Origin of the sequence: Microbispora sp. NBC_01389 (assembly GCF_045040095.1) — a bacterium.
Classification (GTDB): domain Bacteria; phylum Actinomycetota; class Actinomycetes; order Streptosporangiales; family Streptosporangiaceae; genus Microbispora.
In genome coordinates this window covers 733,246-753,784 of the sequence record NZ_CP109552.1, presented here as the reverse complement: position 1 = coordinate 753,784, position 20,539 = coordinate 733,246, and the positions used below count along the sequence as shown (strand labels likewise).

Annotated in this window: 18 protein-coding genes; 14 read left to right on the top strand and 4 right to left on the bottom strand. The window is 72.9% G+C overall.

Annotated elements, in window-relative coordinates:
- Positions 1–169 precede the first annotated feature (169 nt).
- From OG344_RS03485 to OG344_RS03450, 8 genes are all read left to right on the top strand, one after another.
- Entirely contained in the window at positions 170–889 is a 720-nt protein-coding gene (locus tag OG344_RS03485; protein WP_405086945.1) for a hypothetical protein, read from the top strand.
- Positions 883–2,169 carry a S8 family serine peptidase gene (locus OG344_RS03480; protein ID WP_405086944.1) on the top strand — a complete coding sequence of 429 codons (1,287 nt, stop codon included), beginning with the start codon at positions 883–885 and terminating at the stop codon, positions 2,167–2,169. Before OG344_RS03485 ends, OG344_RS03480 begins: the two co-directional genes overlap by 7 nt.
- A 9-nt stretch (positions 2,170–2,178) precedes the next feature.
- Positions 2,179–3,084, top strand: a complete 906-nt coding sequence (locus OG344_RS03475; RefSeq protein WP_405086943.1) for a hypothetical protein — start codon at positions 2,179–2,181, stop codon at positions 3,082–3,084.
- Positions 3,078–4,313 carry a S8 family serine peptidase gene (locus OG344_RS03470; protein ID WP_405086942.1) on the top strand — a complete coding sequence of 412 codons (1,236 nt, stop codon included), beginning with the start codon at positions 3,078–3,080 and terminating at the stop codon, positions 4,311–4,313. Before OG344_RS03475 ends, OG344_RS03470 begins: the two co-directional genes overlap by 7 nt.
- 101 nt (positions 4,314–4,414) lie before the next feature.
- The gene (locus OG344_RS03465; RefSeq protein WP_405086941.1) at positions 4,415–4,783 is read left to right on the top strand and encodes a hypothetical protein; all 369 of its coding nucleotides are present in this window, start codon (positions 4,415–4,417) and stop codon (positions 4,781–4,783) included.
- Positions 4,776–5,087, top strand: coding sequence for an MGMT family protein (locus tag OG344_RS03460; RefSeq protein WP_327047787.1), 312 nt, complete (start codon positions 4,776–4,778; stop codon positions 5,085–5,087). Before OG344_RS03465 ends, OG344_RS03460 begins: the two co-directional genes overlap by 8 nt.
- A gap of 202 nt (positions 5,088–5,289) precedes the next feature.
- Positions 5,290–8,148 (top strand): CDP-glycerol glycerophosphotransferase family protein, encoded by a 2,859-nt coding sequence (locus OG344_RS03455; RefSeq protein WP_405086940.1) that lies wholly within the window; start codon positions 5,290–5,292, stop codon positions 8,146–8,148.
- 107 nt (positions 8,149–8,255) lie between these two features.
- Positions 8,256–8,849, top strand: coding sequence for a Uma2 family endonuclease (locus OG344_RS03450; RefSeq protein WP_405086939.1), 594 nt, complete (start codon positions 8,256–8,258; stop codon positions 8,847–8,849).
- A 66-nt stretch (positions 8,850–8,915) separates the two neighbouring features.
- On the opposite strand, the gene OG344_RS03445 is transcribed toward OG344_RS03450, so the two are convergent.
- Positions 8,916–9,191, bottom strand: a complete 276-nt coding sequence (locus tag OG344_RS03445; protein WP_405086938.1) for a hypothetical protein — start codon at positions 9,189–9,191, stop codon at positions 8,916–8,918.
- A gap of 130 nt (positions 9,192–9,321) precedes the next feature.
- Complete coding sequence (locus tag OG344_RS03440) at positions 9,322–9,486, bottom strand: hypothetical protein (RefSeq protein ID WP_327047783.1); 165 nt, start codon at positions 9,484–9,486, stop codon at positions 9,322–9,324.
- Positions 9,487–9,685: 199 nt separating this feature from the next.
- On the opposite strand from OG344_RS03440, the gene OG344_RS03435 reads away from it, so the two are divergent.
- From OG344_RS03435 to OG344_RS03420, 4 genes are all read left to right on the top strand, one after another.
- Positions 9,686–10,423, top strand: a complete 738-nt coding sequence (locus OG344_RS03435) for a GntR family transcriptional regulator (protein ID WP_327047782.1) — start codon at positions 9,686–9,688, stop codon at positions 10,421–10,423.
- Positions 10,424–10,477: 54 nt separating this feature from the next.
- Positions 10,478–10,687: a DUF397 domain-containing protein gene (locus tag OG344_RS03430; protein ID WP_327047781.1), complete on the top strand. Its 210-nt coding sequence runs from the start codon at positions 10,478–10,480 to the stop codon at positions 10,685–10,687.
- A 149-nt stretch (positions 10,688–10,836) separates the two neighbouring features.
- Positions 10,837–14,121 carry an ATP-dependent helicase gene (locus OG344_RS03425; protein ID WP_405086937.1) on the top strand — a complete coding sequence of 1,095 codons (3,285 nt, stop codon included), beginning with the start codon at positions 10,837–10,839 and terminating at the stop codon, positions 14,119–14,121.
- Positions 14,115–17,405 carry an ATP-dependent helicase gene (locus OG344_RS03420; RefSeq protein WP_405086936.1) on the top strand — a complete coding sequence of 1,097 codons (3,291 nt, stop codon included), beginning with the start codon at positions 14,115–14,117 and terminating at the stop codon, positions 17,403–17,405. Before OG344_RS03425 ends, OG344_RS03420 begins: the two co-directional genes overlap by 7 nt.
- Before the next feature lie 75 nt (positions 17,406–17,480).
- On the opposite strand, the gene OG344_RS03415 is transcribed toward OG344_RS03420, so the two are convergent.
- A complete protein-coding gene (locus OG344_RS03415; protein WP_405086935.1) occupies positions 17,481–18,113 on the bottom strand; it encodes a TetR/AcrR family transcriptional regulator in 633 nt (210 codons plus the stop codon).
- Between the two features lie 46 nt (positions 18,114–18,159).
- Between OG344_RS03415 and OG344_RS03410 the strand changes: the two genes are divergently transcribed.
- Together OG344_RS03410 and OG344_RS03405 are read left to right on the top strand one after the other, a co-directional pair.
- Complete coding sequence (locus tag OG344_RS03410; protein ID WP_405086934.1) at positions 18,160–19,011, top strand: ABC transporter ATP-binding protein; 852 nt, start codon at positions 18,160–18,162, stop codon at positions 19,009–19,011.
- A complete protein-coding gene (locus OG344_RS03405; RefSeq protein ID WP_405086933.1) occupies positions 18,998–19,759 on the top strand; it encodes an ABC transporter permease in 762 nt (253 codons plus the stop codon). The genes OG344_RS03410 and OG344_RS03405 overlap by 14 nt, the downstream gene beginning before the upstream one ends.
- Before the next feature lie 34 nt (positions 19,760–19,793).
- On the opposite strand, the gene OG344_RS03400 is transcribed toward OG344_RS03405, so the two are convergent.
- Positions 19,794–20,486: a Uma2 family endonuclease gene (locus OG344_RS03400; RefSeq protein ID WP_405086932.1), complete on the bottom strand. Its 693-nt coding sequence runs from the start codon at positions 20,484–20,486 to the stop codon at positions 19,794–19,796.
- Between the last annotated feature and the right edge of the window lie 53 nt (positions 20,487–20,539).

Sequence of the window (20,539 nt, the reverse complement as noted above, 5' to 3'; positions counted from 1 at the left end):
GGATCCGCCACGACGGCCGCCGCCTCCACCCCGAGGCGGCGGCCGTCGCCGTCCGCTCGGGCCGCTCCGGGAGGTGTGAGGCACTTTCCGTCGTGTTTGGGGGTATGGCGGGCGGTTGGTCGCGTTAAGGTCACGTAGGAGAGGAGGCCGAGACGCGAACGGAGGCGCAGTGGGGGAGACCCGCACCTGGCCGGCCGTCGCCGTGGCCTCCGCGATCACCTTGATCTGCGCGATCGCCGGTGGCATCGCGGCGAGCGCGGCGGTCGCCGAGCTCACCCGGGGGCCCAGCCAGGCCGAGTTGCGCGAGGCGCAGGCGGCCGAGACGGCGCTGCGCTGGGAACGCTGGCCGGTGGGGCGCGTCTTTCCCGCGAGCCTGGCGTACAACAGCGAGCAGGGCGGCCGCGAGCTGGCGCGGCGGGTGGGCGTCTCCACCCGCACCGACTGCCGGTCGGCCGTGGACACCGCCGCCGTCAGGGCGCTGCGCGCGGCCGGATGCCGGGCGGTCCTGCGGGCCACCTACCTCGACGGCCTGCAGGGCGTCGTGGTCACGATCGGAGTGGCGGCCTTCCCCGACGCGGCCCGGGCGCGCACCGCGCTCGCCGCCTTCCCCCGCGAGGGGGCGCTCGTCCCGGGCCTGCGCGCCCTCCCGTTCCCCGGCACCGTGACCGACCGCTTCAGCGCGGGCGGGCGGCAGGCCGCGACCGTACGACAGGCCGGGCCCTACCTCGTGCTCACGACGGCGGGCCAGGTCGACGGGCGGCCGGCCCGGGGGGTCGGGCAGCAGCGGGCGACGATCTTCTCGTTCGCCGGCGACCTGGCCGGGGACGTCGCCGCGATCCTGACCGCGCCGGTGCCCCCGGACTGCAGGGCCCGGGAGTGGCAGTGCTGACCCGGCGCGCTCGTACGAAGATCCGGACGAAGATCGGGAGGTGCGTCCTGGCCGCGCTCGCGGCCGGGACGCTCACCCTGCCCGGCGGGGCGTTCCTCGGCGCGGCCCGGGCCGACGACGTACGGCTCAGCCAGCAGGACGTGCTGCGGACCCTCGACGTCGACGACGCGTGGCAGCTGACGAAGGGCGCGGGCGTCACCGTGGCGGTCCTGGACTCGGGGGTGGACCCCGACCACCGCGACCTCGCCGGCTCGGTCGTCACCGGCAGGGACTTCACGAGCGGCGCCAACCCCCGGGGGGTGGAGCCGGTCCGGCTGCACGGCACGTACATGGCCTCGCTCATCGCCGGGCACGGACACGGGCCGGACGGGGCCGACGGCATCATCGGCGTGGCGCCGGAGGCCCGGGTGCTGTCCGTACGGGTGATCCTGGAGGACGAGGAGCCCGGGTTCCGCACATTCAACTCCGACGCGCGCTACGAGGGCGTGGTCGCCAAGGGCATCAGGTACGCCGTGGACCACGGCGCCGAGGTCGTCAACCTGTCGCTGTCGAAGGACATGCCGACGAAGGACGAGCGCGCGGCCATCCGCTACGCGATCTCCAAGGGCGTCGTCCTGGTCGCCGCGGCGGGCAACGACGGCGCGGGCAAGCAGACCGCGCCGTACTCCTACCCCGCGGCGATCCCCGGTGTGATCTCGGTGGCGGCGGTCACCTCCACGCTGCGGCGAGCCTCGTTCTCCAACCGCAACTCCTCGGTCATGGTGGCCGCCCCCGGCGTGGACGTCCTCGGGGCGGGCCCGGGCGACGAGTACTGGGTCGGCCGGGGGACCTCGCAGGCGACCGCGCTCGTCTCCGGGATCGCCGCGCTCATCAAGTCGCGCCATCCCCGGATGTCGCCCGCGCTCGTCGCGCAGGCGCTTTCCTCGTCGCCCGAACGCAAGGGGCCCTACAACACGGGCACCGGCTTCGGGGTGGTCAACGCGTACCGCGCGCTGAGCGTCGCGGCCACCCTCGCGCGGCACCGCGCCGTCGCGTCCGGCGCCGGAGTGCTGAACCCCTCGCGTCCCCTCCGTACGGCGGCGGGCGGCCAGGAGCCCATCGTGGTCGTACGGCGCGACACCGGCGCGATCCTGCTCTACGGCGGCATCGCGCTCGCCGCGTTCGCGGGTTCGGGCGCGGGGCTCGCGGTCCTGCTCGTGCTCGCCCGGCGGGCGAGGCGGCGGGAGCGGGAGGACGACGCGCTGCCTCCGGCTCCTTGGCCGTCACGCCTGCCGACGTAGCATCGGAGTATGCCGCCCGAGCAGCCCCACAGTCCCAGGAGGGCCAATCACAGGGGGGCCGGTCCCAGGAGGGCGCGGATCCCGCAGGAGGCCCGGCTGCCGCGCCGAGCCGCGCGGGCGCGGCCCTGGACGGCCTCGCGGGGGCGCGCCGCCGCGGCGCTGGCGGCCCGCGAGCGGGCGGAGCTGGCGCGCGGCGTCCGGTTCCGGTCGGCCTACCTCAGGATCATGGGTGTCGTCCTCGCCGTGGCCGCGCTCAACGTGCTGCTGGGGGCGTTGGGGCTCGTCCGCGAGACCCGGTCGAGGCCGCTCACCGACGCCGAGCGCGCCCGCTACGTGGCGCAGGACGTGGCCCGCCGATGGCAGGCCTGGCCCGCGGGCATGGTCTTCCCCGAGGAGCTTCCGTACACCGGCCTCGGCCGGACCCAGCAGTACGCGCGCAGGGTCGGCATCGCGCCCGAGGCGGCGTGCGGGTCGGTGGTCGACGCGCCGGTGGCGCCGGTGCTGGGCGAGCACGGCTGCCGGACCCTGCTGCGCGCCACGTACGTCGACCAGACGGCCACGTTCGCCGTCACCGTGGGCGTCGCCGTCATGCCGAGCGAGGACGCCCGCGCCGGCGCGGCGGCCGACCTGCCCGTGGACGACCGGGTGGGGGTGCGGCCGGTGGCCTTCCCCGGCACGGTCACCGACTCGTTCGGCGCGGCCCAGCGGCAACGCACCGGCTGGGTGGGCGCCGGGCCGTACATCGTCTTCCTCACAGTGGGGTACACAGACGGAAGGACACGCGCGTCCGTCCCCCTGGAGGAACAGGTGAACAGCGAGATGTGGCCCCTGGCCCAGACCCTGGCCGGGCGCATCGCGCGTGCCCTCGGAGAGCCCCCGGACGTCCCCCGCTGCACCCAGGGGAACGCGTGCTGAGGGTGGTCTCGCTCGGCGCGGCGCTGGCGGCCCTCCTGCTCGGGACCGGCCCGGCGGTCTCCGCGGCCGTCCTGCCGGAGGACACCGTCCCGGCCGTCGCGCCGGCGGCCACACGGGCGGCCACACGGGCTGCCGTACCGGGCGGCGGGGAGGAGCGCTGGGCGCTCGACGTCGTCAACGCGGCCGCCGCCTGGAAGGTGACCAAGGGCGCCGGGGTGGTCGTGGCCCTCCTCGGCGGGGGCCAGCCCGACTCCGGGCTGCCCGAACTGGCCGGCCGGGTCGAGCACGGCCCGGACATGACGGGCACGGTGTTCGGCGACGAGACGCAGCGTCCGGGCGACGACGCGACCGCGCTGGCGTCGCTGATCGCGGGGAGTGGCAGCGGCGGCGGGCTCTCGGGCGTCGCGCCGGAGGCGCGGGTGCTGTCGCTTCCTGTCGTGGTGAACCGGCCGGAGCGCGACTACGTCGATCCGGAGGAACGGCCGGAGGAGACGCGCGACAGCCCGCTCGCCCGGGGCATCCGGTACGCCGCCGCCCAGGGCGCGAAGGTCATCTGCCTGCCCGTCCCGGCGTACGGCGTCGACCGGGTGGAGCGCGACGCCATCTCCTTCGCGCTGACCAGGGGCGCCGTGCTCGTGGCCGCGGTGGGCGACGCGGGCCAGTCGGAGTACGCGCGGCAGAACGGCACCTCCTTCTGGGCGTTCCCGGCGGGATATCCCGGAGTGGTGGGCGTGGGGGCGGTCGACCGGCGGGGCGGCAAGACCTCCGGCAGCAGCGACAACCTTTCGGTCTTGGTCGCCGCGCCGGGAGAACGGGTGCCGGTCGCGCTTCCCGGCGGACGCCGGGGCACGGCGTCGGGCACCGGAGTGGCCAGCGCGATTGTCGCGGGAACCATCGCGCTTATTAAGGCGAAATATCCGGATCTGCCGCCTGAATTGGTCTCACGGGCGCTGACCGCGACGTCGCGTCCCCATCCGCCCGCCGGTTATGACGACAAAGTCGGATTCGGAGTAGTGGACGCGGCGGCGGCCCTCGCGAAAGCCGGAGAACTCGTCGGATACGGCCAGGCGTCGGCGGTCCAGGACGACGCGCACTTCGGCAAGGGCCCGGTCTCACGGGCGCCCGCGCGCCCGGGGCCGGATCCGGTTAGGCTCTGGGTCTACGGCATCGCCATCGTCCTCGGGATCGGCGGTTTCTGCGCCGGCGCCCTCGCGCTCAGCCGCCGGTGATCACATGTTGGCCGCCGTTTGGCGGCATTTCGGGCGCGGTCTTCCAGTTGTTCGCGTTTCCGGTCACAAAGCCGGGTCAATTTTCGCTAAGGTCGCGGCTCATGGGGTACGAGCTGCGCGTAGAGCGTGATGCACCGCTCGCCTACGCCGAACTCGCGAGCGTCTCGGCGCAGGCCGGATTCGAGCTGCGGGGGTCACACGAGGCGGGCGAGGTCCTGGCGCGCCACGGCGACTCCGTGCACCAGATCGCGACCTGGTCCGGACGGCTCGTGGGCCGGCCGGGGTCGGACTGGCAGGTCGCCCAGCTCGCCTGGCTCACCGACCTCATGGGAGCCCGGCTGGTGGGCGAGGACGGCGAGGAGTACGGCATCAGGAACGGGGTCGTCGAGCAGATCAACGGGGCGGCGACCTACGAGTTCGGCAAGCTCGAAGAGATCATCGCGGCCGGGCCCTCCGACTGGAGTGTCTGAGACCGGCCGCGAGCCCCCGCCGTACGCCGAACGGGTGCTCGACGTGGTGGACCGGATCCCGCCCGGCAAGGTCATGTCGTACGGGGACGTCGCCGAGTATCTCGGCGAGGGCGGCCCCCGGCAGGTCGGCCGGGTGATGTCCCTGTGGGGCGGCGCCGTGCCGTGGTGGCGGGTCATCCGCGCCGACGGGACCCCGGCGGCCGGTCTGGAGGCCGAGTGCCTGGCGAGATGGCGGGCCGAGGGCACCCCGACCCGGGGCGCGCGGGCCGACATGCGCACGGCCCGCTGGGACGGCCGCGGGTGACGCCTCGGATCAGGCCGGGTCCCTGACAGGTCACCCTTCGCCATCGGCGCGTCACGCGCCGGATCACACGATATTCACAGGCTGTCCCAAGTCAGGTCTGGCAGTGTCCTGGCAGCATTACCATTTTCTGAACACAGGTCTGGCGAAGGGCGGTGCCTCCCCTATGACACCCGCACCCACGAGCGACGCTGTCGCTGAACGATTGCGGGCTGTCCAGGAGCTCTACGACCGGGGCGAGCCCATCGACGCGTTGGTCGCGCTCGTGCGCGCGGAGGGCCTCAGCCCCGCGCAGCGCCGCGAGCTCGACCGTGAGGCGATCGTCGGCCCCCTGGGCCTGCGCCTCGACGCCGCGGCCAAGCGCGGGGCGGCCCGCCGCCGCCAGGCCGTCGACGTGCTCCGGCCGTACCTGGCGCAGGTCGATCCGAAGGTCAAGCGGGAGCTTCCGGTCGGGCGCCGGGTCGCCTGCCATCTCGTCGAGACCCAGGATCCGGGCACGCTCGCCGAGGGCGACGCGCTGGTCAAGCTGGCCGCCGCCGCGGCCGAGCCGTCCCGCCGGGTCCGGCGGGGCCTGCGGTGGTACGCCGACCTGCCGGTGGAGGTCGGCGATCCCTCGCTGCTGCGCCTGCGGGCGGCCGACCTCGTGCCGGTGACGCAGATCGACGACATCACCTGGGTGGGCAACCGGCTGCGGATCACCGGGCACGCCTACATCGCGGGCCTGTCGGTCCGCGGCCGGCGCTTCAACCACGCCACCGTCGTGCTGCGCGGCCCCCGCTGGCTGCCCCGGGTCACGCTGCGGACCCGGCGGATCTACCGGCCGGAGGCCACCCACGACGCGCGCGAGCCCGGGTGCAACTACGACTGGGCGGGCTTCAGCGCCGACCTGCACCCGTTCTCGCTGCGGTGGCGGGCGGGGGTGCGGGCCCTGGTGCGCGGCGCCAAGCGGCTGCTGCGCCGCCGCCACACCGTCCAGGACACCACCACCTGGCGGGCCGAGATCGTCATCTGGAGCCGCGCCGCCCGGTCCAGGGGCGTGCTGCGCGGTCCCGTGATCGGCCGCACCGAGCGCCCGGCCGGCCTGCGGGTGCGCCCGCGCTGGTGGGTGCGCCCGGTGTGGACCTCCGACAAGGCGCTGCAGGTGGTCTACCAGCCCACCCGCGCGGAGCTCACCGCCGTCCGGCTGGACGGCGACAGCGTCGAGCTCACCGGCTTCCTGCCGGGCCGGCCGGTCACCAGGGGCAAGGCCCGCGTCGGCGGGCACCGGATGTCGGCCGACTTCACCCCGGCCGAGGGCGGCAGCCGCTTCTCGCTCTCGCTCGCCGTCCACACTCTGCTCAGCGCCGAGTCCCGGCGGCTGTGGGTCGAGCCGAAGGGCGACCCCGCGGCGGCGGTGATGCTGGAGGGCGCGGAGGAGACCCGGCTGCTCGTGGGCGACCGCGAGATCACCGTGCAGGGCGACCGGCGCGACCGGGTCGTCATCTCCGGCCACAAGATCCTGCCCGTGATCACCTCCGCCGCGTGGCAGGACGAGTCGGTCATGCTGACCGGGCGCTACCCCGACCCGGACCACGGCCCGCGCGACCTCGTGCTGCGGCACCGGGGCGGGCTCACCATCCGCGTCCCGCTGGAGCGCGACGGCGAGCGGTTCACCGTACGGCTGTCGCCCGGCGCGATGCCGCGCTTCGGCACGGCCGTGCCGCTGGCCGAGGGCACCTGGAACATCTCCGTGGCCCCGCCCGGCAAGTACGGCCCCGCCATGGTGTCCACCCGGTTCGACCACGCGGCGCTCGACGGGCTGGACGAGGGACCCCGGACGATCGGCGGCCGGGTCTACCGGTTCGTCGCCACCCGGTTCGACGTGCCGGTGCTGGTCGCGGCCGAGGACCGGCCCGGCGACGAGCGCAGCGCGGCGGGCGTGTGGGCGCTCAGCCGCACGTTCTACCCCGCCGAGCGGGCCCGGCCGGTGCGCGACGCCACCGTCTACGTCTCCTTCGACGGCCGCGCCTACTCCGACAACCCCAGGGCGATCTACGAGGAGCGGCTGCGCCGCGGCGACGAGAGCGAGCACATCTGGGTCGTCAGGGACGGCGCGTTCGTCCCGCCGGGCTCGCGCGAGCTGGGGCTCGGCGAGGGCGTGACGCCCACCGTCGTCCGCGAGGGCAGCCGGGAGCACTACGAGGCGCTCGCCCGGGCGCGGTACGTCGTCTCCAACGGCTTCCTGCCGCAGTGGTTCCGCGCCCGCGACGAGCAGGTCTGCGTGCAGACCTGGCACGGCACGCCGGTCAAGCACATCGGCCGCGACCAGGCCCACATGAAGCGCGAGCCCCGGCCCCCGGTCTGGCACCGCCAGGCCGTCGAGGTGCGCGGGTGGGACCTGCTGCTGTCACAGAGCCCCTGGGCGTCGTCGGTGCTCCGCAAGGCGTTCGGCTACGAGGGCGAGATCCTCGAGTCGGGCTACCCCCGCAACGACGTGCTGCTCGCCGGTGACCGCGACGTCGTCGCGGCCGAGATCAGGCGGCGCATCGGCGTCCCCGAGGGCAAGCGGGTCGTCCTGTACGCGCCGACCTTCCGGGACTGGGACCGCAGGAACGCGGCGGTCAAGCTCGACCTGGCCGACGCGAGGCAGGCCCTCGGCGACGACCACGTCGTGCTGGTGCGCGGGCACATGATGCAGGCCTTCCCGCACGTGAACGCGCAGGGCGGCTTCGCGATCGACGTCACGACCTACCCCGACACCGCTGACCTGATGCTGATCGCCGACGTGCTGGTGACCGACTACTCGTCGGTGGTCTTCGACTTCGTCGCGACCGGCCGGCCGGTTGTGCTGTTCACGCCGGACCTCGGCAAGTATCGCTCGTCCCGGGGTCTGTACCTCGACCTGGAGTCGCAGCGGCCGGGGCCGCGTCTGGAGACCTCCGCCGAGGTGGTGGAGGCGCTCCGCCACATCGACACGGTCACCGCGAAGCTGCACGACCGCTACGCCGCCTTCGTCCGCACCTACGCCCCCCACGACAACGGCAAGGCCGCCGCCCGCGTCATCGACCACGTCTTCACCAGCTAAGACCGGCAGCTCTCCCACGCCCCCGGGCCCCACGGCCCGGGGGCGCCTTTATCGGATCAACCGCCACCCATCGTATCTATTCGATTACCCTGAGTATCATCGGCCGTATGCTCAGGAACCCGAGGCCGATCGACGGCCAGGACGATATCCAGCGCCTGTGCCAGGAGCTCAACGACGCCGGCTATACGGCCGAGATCACCTATGGCCGGGTCGTCGTGAGCCCGAAGGTCAGCCGGGAGCAGTCGAACATCACCTTCCGGCTGATGAACCAGCTTTTCGACGTGGTTCGTGAGAATCAGTGGGTCATCCACTCGAATTGGGGCGTTCACATCCCGCCGTACCCCGACATGCGGCTTCCCGACCTGATGATCGCGCCACAGGACGCCGAGCAGTACGACGACATGCACATCTTCGGCGACGGCGCGTTGCTGGTGGCCGAGGTGTGTTCCAAGGGGACCCGGTCGATCGACTGGGACGAGAAACCGCTGGAGTACGCCCGGGCGGGCGTGCCGCTTCTCCTGATCGTCGACCCGGTGACCGACCCCGCGACCGTCACGCTGATGCACGAGCCGCGCAAGGATCTCGCGGTGGACGACCTCCGCGAGCCGTACCAGCGGATCAGCGTGGCCGACGCTGGAGAAGTGCTCCGGCTGCCGGCGCCGTTCGGCATCGACCTGGACACCGGGACACTGTTCGCCTGACCGGTCCGCCGCCGGGCCGTCGATGCGTGGACGGCCCGGCGGCGGGGCGGCCTATGGGGGGAACGGTCAGGCGGGAGAGCGCGGCGGGATGCCCATGACACCGAGGGCGGCCAAGCCGATCAGGTGCATTCCGGCACTACGGGCCTCGGCGAGCGTCAGTTCGACGAGAGCGCGGTCGTCGATCTGCAGGTGGATGCGGGGTTCGTCGTCCCCAGGGCCGAGCATGAGGTCGAGCCACAGTCGCTGGGGGAGCCCCGCGAGCGGGAGGGCGTGGAGATCGACGGCCTGAATCCAGGCGTTGTGAATGCGTTCGGTGAGAGGCTCGTCGATGTGGGCCTCCATGCACCAGGGCGGGCACGACCGGGTGAGGCGTACGGTCCGGAGACGTAGCCGACCACCTGCCCGTCGAGCCCGCTGCTCAGGTCGGCTCCAAGCGTGCTGTTTCTGGTCGAGAGTCTGATGGGAGCCCTGGTCACGGGGCCACCGCGATCTCGGCGAGGCTCTCCTGCTCGGCCATGACACGGCACAGCTCGCGCAGGTCGTCGGCATCGACCGTACGGCAGGCGCCCGCCTCCTCGGCTGCCGCCGTGAAGGGCCGCTCCCGGCTGGCCCAGAACCGCCCGGCATCGCTTCTCATGATCCGCCACCCGGCGAACTCCGTACCGGGTGGGTCGGCACTCTCGTCTTCCAAGTCAGGACCTCCATCCTGATCGCTGTGGATCTCAATCGGGACGTTCCGAGGGGGGCCTCATTGCTCATCAGCGGAGGCAGATTTATAGTGTTCTAGAGCACTAGTGCTGTCAAGCGGAAATCTAAAGTGCTCTAGAACAGGAGACATGGTGGAGACTCCGCAAGCCCTCGCGCCGTACAGACGGATCGCCGCACAGATCAGAACTCGGATCGAGCGGGGAGAGCTGCGGCCCGGTGATCAGATTCCGTCGGTCCGGGAGATCATGCGAATCGAGGGCGTGTCGACTGCGACGGCAACGCGGGTCGCGGCGGTCCTGCGGGCCGAGGGCTACGCCGAATCGGTGCCGGGGATCGGAACCATCGTCACCCAGCGGCGCAAGCTGACCAGCGGCCCGGACCGGCTCACGATGCTCCGCGCCACAGGCGACAGCATGCGTCCTGGCGAGCGTACCGAGATCCTCGGTGCCGACCTGGTCCCGGCTCCGGGCCATGTCGCGGACGCGCTCGGCATCGACGAAGGGGACGACGTCGTGCGACGCCGACGTGCCTACTACGACGATCTCGGAGCTGTCGCGCTCTCCACCTCGTGGCTTCCTGGCCAGCTCGCCGACGCCGCACCTGAGCTGTTGGTGAGCCGCCCGCTGCCGAAGATGACCTTCGGGCTCGTCGAGGAGCGCACGGGACGCCGGGCGGTCAGGCGCCGGGACATAGTCGCGATCAGGGCTGCTCCCGAGGATGTGGCCGCCGCGCTGGAGGTCGATCCAGGCACACCTGTGTTGACCATGACGAACTGCTACTGGGACCAGCATGGCGAGGTGACCGAGTACGCGGAGGACTATCTTGGACAGGGCCGCGAACTGTCCGCCGACTTCGACCTCGACTGATCCTGCGACGAACCGGCCAAGTCTGTTGCGTCATCACCGCTGTGAGGAGAGACCATGCCTGCTGCTCCTGATCTGTCCGGCGCTGAGTTCCACAAGTCCAGCTTCAGCGGCAGCGGAAACGACTGCGTCGAGGTGGCGACGAACCTGCGTGGGCTGGTGGCGGTGCGGGACAGCAAGGATCGATCGGGGCCGGTCCTGACCTTCACGCCACAGGAGTGGAGCGCCTTCATCGCCGGTGTGCGGAGCGGCGAGTTCGACATCTGACCACAGCCCGCGCCTCGCGCGGTTCCCGGGCCCTGGGCGGGTGGCCTGGGGTGATGACCAGGGGATTCCGGGCAAGAGGCGAGACCGGATAGCGCTGTACTGGGCATTCGGGCACGATCTGCCGCGGGGATCTGGTGGAATGCTGTGTTGTGAGTGGTCAGAACTACCGGCTGGTGCGGCGTGGGGGCGTGGGACGGCGCGTGGCTCCCGTGCTGGACGAGCACCAGAGGGCCGTCGTCGAGCACGAGAGCGGGCCGCTGCTCGTGCTCGCCGGCCCGGGGACCGGAAAGACCACAACGATAGTGGAGACCGTCGTCGACCGGGTCGAACGGCGGGGCGTGGATCCCGAACGGGTGCTGGTGCTCACGTTCAGCCGCAAGGCCGCCGGGGAGCTGCGTGAGCGGATCACCGCGCGGATGCGCCGCACCACCAGGACACCGCTGGCCCTCACCTTCCACAGCTACGCGTACGCGCTGCTGCGGCGGGAGGCGGTGCTGGCCGGTGGGCCGCCGCCGCGCCTGCTGACCGGTCCCGAGCAGTTGCTGGAAGTCCGGCGGCTGCTGCACGGCGAGCTGGAGGACGGCGCCCGGCACTGGCCGCCGGACATGCGCGAGCTGCTCAAGACGCGGGGGTTCGCCGAGGAGCTGCGCGACTTCCTGTCCCGGGCCGCCGAGCGCGGCCTGTACGGCGACGCGCTGGTGCGGCTGGGCCGCGAGCACGGCAGGGCCGACTGGGAGGCCGCCGGGCTGTTCTCCGGCCGCTACCAGGACCGGTTCGACCTCGACCCCGTGCCCGCGCTGGACTACTCGGAGCTGATCCGGGAGGCGGCCGGGCTGCTGACCGACGGGGAGGTGCGGGAGCGTGAACGGGCGGCCTACGACGTCGTGCTCGTGGACGAGTACCAGGACACGGACCCGGCGCAGGAGTTCCTGCTCGCGCAACTCGCCGGGGACGGCCGCGACCTCATCGCCGTGGGCGACCCCGACCAGTCCATCTACGGCTTCCGCGGCGCCGACGTGCAGGGCATCCTGCGGTTCCCCGAGCGGTTCCCGGCCCGGGACGGCCGCGACGCGCCGGTGGTCGCGCTGCGCGTGTGCCGCCGCAGCGGCCCGGCCCTGCTGGAGGCCTCTCGCCGCGCCGCCTCCCGCCTGCCCGCCGTACCGGGTCATGACAACAGGGCCGGCGGGCACCGCGACCTGATCCCGGTCGGGGACGCGGACCCGGGCGAGCTCAGGGTCCTGCTGGCCGACAGCGTCAGCCAGGAGGCCGCGGTGGTGGCCGACACGCTCCGCCGGGCCCACCTGCTCGACGGGGTGCCGTGGTCGCGCATGGCGGTCCTCGTGCGCAGCGCCACGCGGCAGATGCCGCTGCTGCGGCGGGCGCTGATGTCGGCCGGGGTGCCGGTCGTGGTCGCGGGCGACGAACTGCCGCTCGTGCAGGAGTCCGGCGTACGGCCGCTGATCACGCTGCTGCGGGTCGCCGTCTCGCTTGAGGCTCGCCGTGCCGCTCCTGCCGCCCCCGGTGTGCCCGACGCGCTCGACGTGGCGACCGCCGAGGAACTGCTGACAGGTCCGCTCGGCGGCACCGACATGATCGGCGTACGCCGCCTGCGCCGCGCCCTGCGGATCGCCGAGCACGAGGTCATCGCCGCGGAGGCCGCCAAGGCGGAGACGACCACGGCAGAGACGACTAAGGCTGAGACGGGCCGGTCGGCGCCGCCCTCCACCCCGCGGTCGTCGGACGAGCTGTTGGTCGCGGCGCTGTGCGACGCCCGGGAGCTGACCGGGGTCGAGCCGCACGTCGCGGTCCCGGCGGAACGCCTCGCCCGGCTCCTCGCGACCGCCCGCGACGCCGTACGGCACGGCCGGGGCGCGGAGGAGGCCCTGTGGGAAATCTGGCAGGCCAGCGGGCTCGCGGAGCGCTGGAGCGAGGCCAGCCTCGCGGGCGGGGCGCGGGGCGCCCAGGCCGACCGGGACCTCGACGCCGTCGTCGCCCTGTTCGACCATGTGGCCCGCTTCGCCGACCGGCTGCCCAAGGCCGGGGTCGGGGTGTTCCTCGACGACCTGACGTCCCAGGAGATCGCCGGTGACTCGCTGGCCGAGTCGGCCCCCGAGGGTGAGGCCGTACGGATCCTGACCGCGCACCGGTCCAAGGGCCTGGAGTGGGACGTGGTGGTGGTCGCGGGCGTGCAGGAGGGCCTGTGGCCCGACCTGCGCCTGCGCGGGTCGTTCCTCGGCACCGAGGCCCTCGTCGAACTCGTTTCGGGCTCCGAGGCGGCCACCGAGAAGGTGACGGCCGCGACCATCACCTCCAAGCTGCTCGCCGAGGAGCGGCGGCTGTTCTACGTCGCGGCGACCCGCGCCCGCAGGAGGCTCGTCGTCACCGCCGTCGGCGGCGAGGACACCGACGAACGGCCCTCCCGCTTCCTCACCGAACTGCTGCCGCGGGGGATCGCCCCGGCCACCACCGACGACCGGGCCCGGTGGCTGAGCATGTCCGCGCTCGTGGCGGACCTGCGTTCCGTCGTGTGCGACACCGAGAGGCCCGAGCCGCTGCGCCGGGCCGCCGCCGCGCACCTCGCCCGGCTGGCGCAGGCGGGCGTGCCCGGCGCGAGCCCCGGCGAGTGGTACGCGCTGACGCCGATCAGCGACGACCGGCCGCTCGGCTGGCCGGGCGACGTGGTGCAGATCTCGCCCTCGGCGGTGGAGAGCTTCACCAAGTGCGGGCTGCGGTGGATGCTGGAGACGGCGGTGGGTGCGCGTGACACCAGCGTCGTCCAGAGCCTCGGGACCGTGGTCCACGCGATCGCCGTGCTGGCGACACAGGACGGCAGCGACCTGTTCGGGCGGCTGGACGACGTCTGGGACCAACTGGACTTCGGCGGCGTGTGGTTCAACCGCAAGCAGCGCCTCGTAGCCGAGCAGATGGTCGACCGGTTCGTGCAGTGGCACAAGAACAACGACCGCGATCTCATCAGGGCCGAGGAGGCGTTCACCGTCGAGATGCCGGAGATCGGCGTACGCATCAAGGGCCGGGTCGACCGGGTCGAGCGCGACGGGAACGGCCGGGCGGTCATCGTGGACATCAAGACCGGCGCCTCCAAGCCCAAGGACGGCGAGATCGACCGGCACCCGCAGCTCGGGGTGTACCAGCTCGCCACGACGCTGAAGGCGTTCGAGAGGCTCGGCCTGACCGAGCCGGGCGGCGCCTCGCTCCTGCACGTGGGCAAGGCGGCGGGCACCAAGGGGGCGAGGGAGCAGGTGCAGGGGGCGCTCGCGGACGACCCGGAGCCCAAGTGGGCCGAGAACCTGGTGGAGACTGTGGCGAAGGGCATGTCGGCGAAGGTGTTCCCGGCCACGGTCAACGACGGCTGCCGCACGTGCGCGGCCAGGATCGCCTGCCCGGTGGACGACAAGGGGGGCCAGGTGTGCTGACCGCGAAGCGCAACCCGGTGGTGTCGCCGGGGGAGCTCGCCGAACGGCTGGACATCCGCACCCCCACCGCCGAGCAGGCGGCGGTCATCGAGGCGCCGACGGAGCCGATGGTGGTCGTGGCGGGGGCGGGGTCCGGCAAGAGCGAGACGATGGCCGGACGGGTGGTCTGGCTCGTGGCCAACGGCGTGGCCAGGCCCGACCAGATCCTCGGCCTCACCTTCACCCGCAAGGCCGCCGCCGAGCTCGCCGAGCGGGTACGTCAGCGGCTGGCCGGGCTGGCGGAGGCCGGCGTCGTCGAGGACCCGCGGGTGCTGGAGTCCGAGCCGACGATCTCGACCTACCACGCGTACGCGGCCCGGCTGGTGACCGACCACGCGCTGCGGGAGGGGCTGGAGCCCACCATGCGGCTCGTCACCCCCGCCGTCGCCTGGCAGATGGCGGCGCGGGTGGTCGGACAGTACGACGGGCCGATGGACCGGGTCGACTACGCCCCCACCACCGTCACGGCCGCGGTGCTGGAGCTGGCCGGGGAGATGGCCGAACATCTGTGCGGCCCCGAGAAGGTGCGTGGGGTCGGCGACCGGCTGCGCGAGCGCCTGGCCGCGCTCACCGGACGGGTCACGAAGGACCAGCGCAAACCGGTGGACACCCAGGCGGTGCGCGAGCAACTGCTGCCGATGGTCGAGGCGTACGAGCGGCTGAAACGCTCCCGGGAGGTCATCGACTACGGCGACCAGATGGCGCTGGCCGCGCGGATCGCCTCCCGGCACGCCGAGGTCGGGGCGTCGGAGCGGTCCCGGTTCGCGGTCGTGCTGCTGGACGAGTACCAGGACACCAGCCACGCCCAGCTCGTGCTGCTGCGCTCCCTGTACGGCGGAGGCCACCCGGTGACGGCCGTGGGCGACCCCTGCCAGTCGATCTACGGCTGGCGCGGCGCGTCGGCCGGCAACCTGTCCCGGTTCCCCCACGACTTCCCCTCGGCCTCTGGGGAGCCCGCGCCGGTGCGGCAGCTGTCGGTCAGCTTCCGCAACGGTGAGCGCGTGCTCGACGTGGCGGCCCGGATCCAGGTGCCGTTGCGGCGGGAGGCCCGGCAGGTCCCGGTGCTGGTGCCGGGCGGCAACCGGGCGGGCCGCGGGCGGGTGCGGTGCGCGTTCCACCGTACGGCCGAGGACGAGGCGGAGTGGATCGCCGGACAGATCGGGGATCTGCTCGGGACCGGGCACGCCCCCGACGGCCTGCCCTGGAGCGAGAACGAGCGGACCAAGCGCGGTCCCGTCCTGCGGCCGCAGGACGTCGCGATCCTGGCCCGCAAGCGGTCCCAGTTTCCCGCGCTGCGCCGGGCGCTGGAGCAGCGGAAGATCCCCGTCGAGGTCGTCGGGCTCGGCGGCCTGCTGACCGTGCCCGAGGTCGCCGACATCGTGGCGACGCTGCGGGTCCTCTACGACCCCACCGCCGGTGACGCGCTGGTCCGGCTGCTGGCCGGGCCGCGCTGGCGGATCGGGCCGGCCGACCTGAAGCTGCTCGGTGACAAGGCCCGCGACCTGAACAAGGAGCTTCGCCGAGGCCGGGGCGGCCCGCGACCGGAGGACCCGCTCGACCAGGTCGTCGCCGATCTCGCCGAGGAGCGCGGGAGCCTGGTCGACGCGCTGGACGAGCTGCCGGACCGGCCTGACTGGCTGGAGCACTTCTCCCCGGCCGCTCGGGAGCGGCTGACCGCGCTCGCCCGCGAGCTGCGCGTCATGCGCTCCCGCGCCGGGCAGCCGCTGCCCGACCTCGTCAGCGAGGTGGAGCGGCGGCTCGGCCTCGATGTCGAGGTGGCCGTTCACGGCGGCAGCCCGCTGGCCGCCCGCGCCGATCTGGACGCCTTCCTCGACGCCGCCGCCCGGTTCGCCGGCGACTCCGAGGAGGCGACGCTCGGCGCGTTCCTGGCGTACCTCAAGGCGGCGGAGGCCGAGGAGTTCGGGCTGGACGCGGGGCGCGTCGGCGACAGCAACACGGTCAAGCTGATGACCGTGCACGCGTCGAAGGGCCTGGAGTGGCCGGTCGTGATCGTGCCGGGGCTGTCGGAGCTCACGACGAAGGACGGGGCGCCGACGAAGGGCACGCTGTTCCCGGCGGCGCCGGTGACGAACTCACGCTGGACGGAGAACTTCCGCAAGCTGCCCTACCCCCTGCGCGGCGACGTCTCCGACCTCCCCGCGCTGGCCGGACTCGACAAGGAGGCGCTGGCCGACTTCGACGAGCGCTGCCGCGACCGTGACCTGATGGAGGAGCGGCGCCTGGCGTACGTCGCCGTGACCCGGGCGCACTACCTGCTGATCGCCAGCGGCTACCGCTGGGGCACCTCGTCCAAGCCACTCGCGCCGTCCCGCTTCCTGCAGGAGATCCGGGACGCCGGCGCCGAGGTCGCAGGCTGGGCCGACGAGGCGGAGGACACGGACGACACCGTGAACCCGCTGCTCGCCGAGCCCGCCTCGGCCGAGTGGCCGTCCATCCAGGTGCCTCCCGCGGTCGAGGACGGCGCTCGCCTCGTGGAGGAGGCGATGGGCGGGTCCACTGCCGCGGCGGGCGACGACCACGTCCTGCTCAGCACATGGGAATGGGAGCGGATGCGGGCCTGGGCCCGCGACGCCGACCTGCTGCTGCGCGAGCGCGAGACGAACCGCCGGCGGGCCGGCGCGGTGGTGGAGCTGCCGTCGCGGCTGTCGGTGTCGTCGCTGGTGACGCTGGCCCAGGACCCGGCGGCGTTCGCCCGGCAGGTACGGCGGCCGGTGCCGCGCAGGCCCGCCCCCCTGGCCCGGAGGGGCACCACCTTCCACCGGTGGCTGGAGTCGCGCTGGGGCCAGCAACGCCTGATCGACGACCTTGAGCTGCCGGGTGCCGCCGACGAGCTGTCGGAGACCGACGTGCAGCTCGCCGAGCTGCAGGAGCGGTTCGAGGAGAGCGAGTGGGCCGTACGGGAGCCGGTCGACCTGGAGGTCCCGTTCGAGACGATGATCGGCGACCGGCTGGTGCGCGGGCGGATGGACGCCGTCTTCCGTGAGCGCGACGGCTATGTGGTGGTCGACTGGAAGACCGGCGAACGGCCGCACGGCCGGGCCGCCGACACCGCGTCGGTGCAGCTCGCGGCGTACCGGGTGGCCTGGGCCGCGCTCGCCGGAGTGCCGCTGGAGCAGGTCGGGGCGGCCTTCCACTACGTCCGGTCGAACGAGACCGTCCGTCCCGTGGACCTGCTCGACGCGGACGGCCTCACCACCATTATCCAGCGGGTTCCCGAGGAGTGACCCGGGGAAGCCGCCGGTCGTCGCCAGATCAGGAGGCTTTCACGCCGCAGGGGCCTGCGGTCAGTCGTGCCCCGGTCAGTCGTGCCCGCCCGCGACCGCCTTGATCAGACGCAGCAGGTCGTCCAGGTCGGCCTCGAACTCCGTGTCGAGGTCCCAGGGCAGGTCAAGCCACGGCGCGAGCCTGCCGTGGCCGGGCAGCTCGCCCTCGGGCAGCCGGCCGCGGCGGCCGCGCGGATCGAGGGAGCCGGTGCCGAATCGGCCGGAGGCCTCGGAGGCGGCGAAACCGATCACGAAGGTGGAGATCAGGCGCTCCAGCCGGGGCACCTCGCGGTCCGGAACCCCGGCATCGACAAGCGCGGTGTAGATGAGGTCCACCACCCGCACGGCGTCCGGTGTGACGGCCGGCCGGGAGAAGAGCAGCCCCGCCGCCCAGGGATGTCGCCGGGCCATCGCACGGACGGCGTACCCGAGGGCGGTGAGCCGTTCGTGCCACGCCTGACCCTTCCCCGCGTCCGGCGGCAGGAGCCCGGCGAGAAGCCGGCCGACCATGCCGTCCAGGAGCTCGGCCTTGTCGCTGACGTGCCGATACAGCGCCATCGGCGTCACTCCGACACGCTCGGCCAGCGCGCGCATCGAGACCTTGCCGATGCCGTGCTCGTCGGCGATCGCCAGCGCCGCGTCCAAGATCTCTTCTCTCCTGCCACTCACGCGTATACAGTGTAGACGTATACGGTGTAGACCTGATGGAGGCGGGATGCTCGTCGCGGAGGGGTTGGTGAAGCGCTACGGCCGGCGTGGCGCGCTCGACGGCTTCGACCTCTCGGTCGCGTCCGGTGAGATCGTCGGCCTGATCGGGCACAACGGAGCGGGCAAGACGACCTTCGTCGAGGTCGTCACCGGGCTCGTACGCCCCGATGCGGGCCGTGTACGCATAGGAGGTCGTTCCGGTCGTGCCGTACGTCGGCTGCTCGGCGTCGCCCCGCAGGAGTTCGCGCTCTACAACGGCGTCAGCGCGCGCGACAACCTGCGGCTGTTCGCCGGGCTCGCCGGGCTGCGCGGGCGGCGCCGGGACACGGAGATCGCCCGCGTCCTGGACGAGCTTCACCTCGCCCCGATCGCGGATCGGCCCGTCGGCGTCCTGTCCGGCGGCCAGCGCCGCCGCGTGCAGGCGGCCACCGCCATGGTGGGTTCGCCGCCGCTGCTGCTGCTGGACGAGCCGACCGCGGGTGCCGACCCGGAGACCCGCTCCGCCCTGCTGGCAGCGGTCAAGGCCCGTGCGGAGGCGGGGTCGGCGGTCCTCTACACCACGCACTACCTGCCGGAGCTCGTGGATCTCGACGCGACCGTGGCGCTTGCCCAAGCCGGTCGGGTCGTCGCGCGCGGCACCCAGCAGGAGCTGACCCGAGGGCTGCCGGGCGAGCTCAGGGTGACCTTCGCCGATCCCGCCGAGCCCGAACTGCGTCTGCCGACCACCGATCCCGGCGCCGACCTCGCCGCGTTGCTCGCCTCGGGCCGCACGCCCACGTCCGTCGACGTACGCCGTCCCGGTCTGGACGACCTCTACCGCGCGCTGGAAGCCGGGAAGGCTCGTGATGTCGCCGCGTGAGTCCGTGTTCCGTACGGGTGTCCTGGTCCGGCACAACCTGCTGCTGATGCTGCGGGAGCCCGGCCCGCTGCTGAGCAGGATGCTCCTGCCGCTCGCCTTCCTCACCCTGCTGCGCCCGCTCTACGTCGCCGCACAGGGACGGGCCGCGGGCACGGAACAGGCCGTCGTCGGCACGCTGGTCACCTTCTCGCTGCTCGCCCTCAGCATCTCGGGCAACTCGATTCTCACCGAACGACTCGGCCGGACCTGGGACCGCATGCGTGGCACGGCCCTCCACCCGGCGGAGATGCTCGTCGGCAAGGCCGTGCCCGTCTTCGCCGCTCTGCTCGCCCAGCAGCTGCTCATCGTCGGCTTCGGCGTATGTGTCCTGGACTTGGGCGTTCCCCATCCGCTTCCGCTGCTGGGCGTCCTGCTCTGCTGGAGTTGCACCCTGCTCGGCATCGGCGCGCTGCTCGGCGTTGTCGTACGGAGCATGGGCGAACTGTCGGCGGCGTACGACATCGGCGGCATGCTGCTCAGCAGCCTGGGCGGCGCGCTCGTCCCGCTCGGCGCCATGCCGGGGTGGATCGCCGCCGCGGCGCCGGTCTCTCCCGGGTACTGGGCCGTCCAGGGCCTGCGCGCCGCCGTCGCCGGGGATGCGCACACCGTGGCGACGGCCTGCGGCGTGCTGCTCATGGTCGCGTCGGCCTCCGGCGCCCTGGCCGCTGTCCGTCTCCAGGGGCGCGGCGGACGCCTGATCGCGCTGTGATCCGCGCGTCTTCAGCGGCCTCCGGGCGGGATCTCTAGTCGAACAGCGCGCTCGTCTCGATCTTGATCCCGAAGGGCTCGGGCAGCTCCAGGACCTCGCCCTCCTCCGCCGTGACGATCTTCCGGTACGGCTGCCGGTGGTAGTCGAAGGGTTCGAGGTCGGAGAGCGGATCGCTCATCAGCGTCACCCTGCGTGGAGTCGCCACCGGGTCCACGATCAGGAAGAGGGGTACACCCGCCCGCGCGTAGTCGAGCGGCTTCTCCCGCCAGTCGACCTCATGAGTGCCGGGCGAGCACGCCTCCACGACCAGCAGGACGCTGTGCCCGTGTACGCGCATCGGATCGAGGCTCTCGACTTTGGGTGGTACGACGATCATGTCGGGCAGTCGATGGTCGAGTAGCGGTGGAATGTGCACCCCCCAGTGGTAGTGAAAACGCCAGCGGTTAGCCAGCTTCAAGGGGTACAGAAGTTCGGTGAGCCGGTCGAGAACGTCGCCGTGCTGCATGGTTGCCGGCGGCGTCACGACGACCTGCCCGAGACGAATTTCCGCCCGGTAACCGGCGTCGTTGAGTTGCATGAACAGTTGCAGCACCTCGTCTGGGAGCTCTTGGGGCTCTTCGGGCTTCCCGGCCCCCTGGGCCTCGTGCTCGTCGGGGATGGGACCGTCCTGCTTGTGCGGGACGGGGTGGTCGTGCCTGCCGCGACGGGTCGGCTTCGTAAGGGCCATGTCGCCATCCTCTCCTACTCCTCCATGTCGATGGTACGGAACGTTCTTGTGCC

Bases quoted from the DNA above. Each gene is read 5' to 3' on its own strand.
- OG344_RS03475 (WP_405086943.1), top strand. From the start codon at position 2,179: ATGCCGCCCGAGCAGCCCCACAGTCCCAGGAGGGCCAATCACAGGGGG.
- OG344_RS03400 (WP_405086932.1), bottom strand. From the start codon at position 20,486: ATGGCCCTTACGAAGCCGACCCGTCGCGGCAGGCACGACCACCCCGTC.
- OG344_RS03430 (WP_327047781.1), top strand. From the start codon at position 10,478: ATGCCTGCTGCTCCTGATCTGTCCGGCGCTGAGTTCCACAAGTCCAGC.
- OG344_RS03410 (WP_405086934.1), top strand. From the start codon at position 18,160: ATGCTCGTCGCGGAGGGGTTGGTGAAGCGCTACGGCCGGCGTGGCGCG.
- OG344_RS03465 (WP_405086941.1), top strand. From the start codon at position 4,415: ATGGGGTACGAGCTGCGCGTAGAGCGTGATGCACCGCTCGCCTACGCC.
- OG344_RS03440 (WP_327047783.1), bottom strand. From the start codon at position 9,486: ATGAGAAGCGATGCCGGGCGGTTCTGGGCCAGCCGGGAGCGGCCCTTC.
- OG344_RS03445 (WP_405086938.1), bottom strand. From the start codon at position 9,191: ATGGAGGCCCACATCGACGAGCCTCTCACCGAACGCATTCACAACGCC.
- OG344_RS03405 (WP_405086933.1), top strand. From the start codon at position 18,998: ATGTCGCCGCGTGAGTCCGTGTTCCGTACGGGTGTCCTGGTCCGGCAC.
- OG344_RS03435 (WP_327047782.1), top strand. From the start codon at position 9,686: ATGGTGGAGACTCCGCAAGCCCTCGCGCCGTACAGACGGATCGCCGCA.
- OG344_RS03450 (WP_405086939.1), top strand. From the start codon at position 8,256: ATGCTCAGGAACCCGAGGCCGATCGACGGCCAGGACGATATCCAGCGC.